The following is a 2,937-nucleotide window of genomic DNA, read 5'->3' as shown; positions in this document are numbered from 1 at the left end:
GGCCTTCACGCCGTCGGCCTTCACGCCGTCGGCCTTCACGCCGTCGGCCTTCACGCCGTCGGCCTTCACGGCGCCGGCCGTCGCCCTGCGGGCCAGCAGGGCGAGCCTCTTCACCGACGCGTCCAGGTCCGCCTCGGCCAACTCGCCGTTCTCGACCGCGGCGACGACCTCGCGGTCGGTACGTCCGCCGGTACCCGGCATCTGGAGGTCCAGCCCGGCACGCAGCGCGGCGACCCGATCACGTACGGCGCCCCAGTCGGACATCACGACGCCGTCGAATCCCCACTCGGTGCGCAGGATGTCGGTCAGCAGACGGCGGTTCTCGCTGAGCGGCACGCCGTTGAGCGCGTTGTAGGAGGCCATGACGGACCACGGGCGATCACGGCGGACGATGCGTTCGAACGCGCGCAGGTAGATCTCGCGCAGCGGGCGCTCGTCGATGTCCGCGCTCACCCGCATGCGGTCGGTCTCCTGGTTGTTGGCCGCGTAGTGCTTCAACGCGGCCCCGACTCCCGCATCCTGGAGTCCTCGGACCATGGCACCGCCGAGTTCGGCCGTCAGGAGGGGGTCTTCGGAGAAGTACTCGAAGTTGCGGCCGCACAGCGGCGAGCGCTTGATGTTGATGCCCGGACCGAGCACCACATGGACGGCGTGGGTCCGGGCCTCGGCGGCGATGGCGGTGGCGACCCGCCGGGCGAGATCGCGGTCCCAGCTGCTGCCGAGCGCGACGGCCGGCGGGAAGCAGGTGGTGGGTGCTGCGCTGCGCAGGTCGAGCTGGCCGCCGTCGCCCTCGTCCTTGGGAAGTCGCAGGCCATGGGGCCCGTCCGACAGGCAGAGCGCGGGAACGCCTCCCACCCCTTCGGTGACGAAGTCACCCGCACCGCTGGTCAGAGCGGCTTTCTGGGCGATCGTCAGAGGACCTGTCCCGATCGCGGTCTCCCCCGCCGAGGGGGTTCGAGTCTGCTGGGTCATGGAGTCTGCCCCGGTCGTTCGGCGAGACGGCACTCTGCCGCCACATCAAAACCATATAGTGATCGGTTTTGGAAGTCGAGGCTGCCGCGCGGAGGGACGTCGCACTCACCGGGCCACCCTGTTTCCGCCGTGCGCGATCCATTGACGGCCGGAAACCGATCGCTTTACGGTTTTCGCGCCGGATCGGCCGCCATCATCACGAGAAGAGGTACAGCGATGACGCTGCGCCCTGCCCACGATCACCCCGCACCCGCCACTCCCCCGCGTCGGCGCCGTGCGACGCTCATCACCGTCTGCGCCGGAGCCATGCTCGCCGCCACCGCACTGCCCGCCACCGCACTGCCCGTCACGGCGCTGCCCGCCACCGCACCGCCCATCAGCGCCGACCAGGCCGGTGGACACAACGGTGGGCACGACGACGGGCACGACCGCCCGGCCGAGGCGGCCCGCGCCGTCACCCCGCGGATCGGCCACTACGCCGCTCTGGGCGACTCGTTCAGCTCCGGCCTCGGCATCCCCGACCGGACGGACGCCATCTGCGGCCGGTCCGACCACAACTACCCCACACTCGTCGCCGGGGCCGTCGGCGCCCGGGAATCGACCGACGTGACATGTGCGGGCGCCGAGACCCGCCATCTGACGGAGGTCCAGAACACCGCCGCACCCCAGATCGACGCGGTCCGCCCGGACACCTCCGTGGTCACCGTGGGCATCGGCGGCAACGACCTCGACCTCGCCGGCATCATCGGACGGTGCGTCCTGCTGGCCCACCTCAACCCACAGGGCTCACCCTGCAAGAACAGCTTCACCCTGTTCGGTAGGGACGAGATCGGCTCCCGCATCAACACCACGGCTCCGAAGGTCGCCGGCGCACTCCGAGCGGTCCGCTCCAAGTCGGCGCAGGCGGAGGTGCTCGTCGTCGGCTACCCGGCGATCGTCCCCGACGACGGCTCGGCGTGCCGCGAGACGATCCCTCTCGCCGTGGGTGACTTCGCGTGGCTGCGCGACAAGACCAGGCAGCTGAACACCATGCTGGCCCAGCAGGCCGCCGCCCACGGCGCCACGTTCATCGACACCTACAGCCCCTCGGTCGGTCACGACGCCTGCAAGCCGCCGGGGGTCCGCTGGCTCGAGCCGACGGAGACGGAGGCCGGGGCCGGCTTCCACCCCAACGCGGCGGGCCACCGGAGCACGGCCGAGACCATCGTCGCGGCACTCAGTGACTGACCGTCCCGGGCCCGGGGACTACGGCCGGTGAAGGCCGTGACTCCCGAGGAACTCCCACACCCGCTCCTCCATCGGCACCGCGGCCGGCTCCAGCAGCCACTGCGTCTGCAGACCGTCCATCAGGGCCAGCAACTGCTGGGCGACGGCGTCCGGATCGGCCGCCACCGAAGGCTCGTACGACTCGAACAGCTCGCCGAGCAGCGCACCGATCTCGGCGCGCAGCAGCTGGTAGCGCCTGACGAAGTAGGTACGCGCGGGGTGACCCGGCTCGGACGCCTCGGCGGAGAGCTTCGCATAGAGCGCGACGAGGCCGGGCGTCCGACTGTTCCGACCCACCACGGCGACAAGCCGGTTCAACCGCTCTGCCGCGGAGGGCCCCGCCGCCGCGACCGGCGGAGCGGGGTCACTGCCGAGCAGGCCCGGGAACAGGGACGCGGCGTCGTCCTCGTCACGCCGGCTGAGCACCTCCAGCAGAAGCGGCTCCTTGCCCGGGAAATGGTGCAGGAGACCGGCGTGGGTCAGGCCGGCGTGAGCGGCGATCTCCCGCAGGGACACGGAGTTGTACCCCGAGCGGGAGAACAGCTCGGTCGCGGAGTCGAGGATGCGGGCACGAGTGCGCTCGCCCTTCGTTCTGGGCGCCTGGCTCAAGGGACGGTCTCCTCGGAAGGCGAGGTCGGCGGGCACGCAACGTGACGGAAACTACCACGCGGTAATGTCCTCGCCAGAAAACCTACCAAC

At 70.9% G+C, this 2,937-nt stretch carries 3 protein-coding genes; 1 reads left to right on the top strand and 2 read right to left on the bottom strand.

What is annotated here, in order from left to right; genetic code table 11:
* The coding region (locus ABEA26_RS34690) for a glycoside hydrolase family 3 N-terminal domain-containing protein (RefSeq protein ID WP_345597887.1) at window positions 1-972 on the bottom strand (972 nt) is incomplete at its 3' end.
* 216 nt (window positions 973-1,188) lie between these two features.
* Between ABEA26_RS34690 and ABEA26_RS34685 the strand changes: the two genes are divergently transcribed.
* Window positions 1,189-2,199 carry an SGNH/GDSL hydrolase family protein gene (locus ABEA26_RS34685; protein WP_345597885.1) on the top strand — a complete coding sequence of 337 codons (1,011 nt, stop codon included), beginning with the start codon at window positions 1,189-1,191 and terminating at the stop codon, window positions 2,197-2,199.
* 18 nt (window positions 2,200-2,217) lie between these two features.
* On the opposite strand, the gene ABEA26_RS34680 is transcribed toward ABEA26_RS34685, so the two are convergent.
* Window positions 2,218-2,847 (bottom strand): TetR/AcrR family transcriptional regulator, encoded by a 630-nt coding sequence (locus ABEA26_RS34680; RefSeq protein ID WP_345597883.1) that lies wholly within the window; start codon window positions 2,845-2,847, stop codon window positions 2,218-2,220.
* Between the last annotated feature and the right edge of the window lie 90 nt (window positions 2,848-2,937).

The sequence above is a fragment of the Streptomyces marokkonensis genome (assembly GCF_039539045.1).
GTDB lineage: Bacteria > Actinomycetota > Actinomycetes > Streptomycetales > Streptomycetaceae > Streptomyces > Streptomyces marokkonensis.
This window is presented reverse-complemented; position numbering and strand designations above follow the sequence as displayed.

Coding starts and splice junctions, on each gene's coding strand:
- ABEA26_RS34685 (WP_345597885.1), top strand. CDS start 1,189: ATGACGCTGCGCCCTGCCCACGATCACCCCGCACCCGCCACTCCCCCG.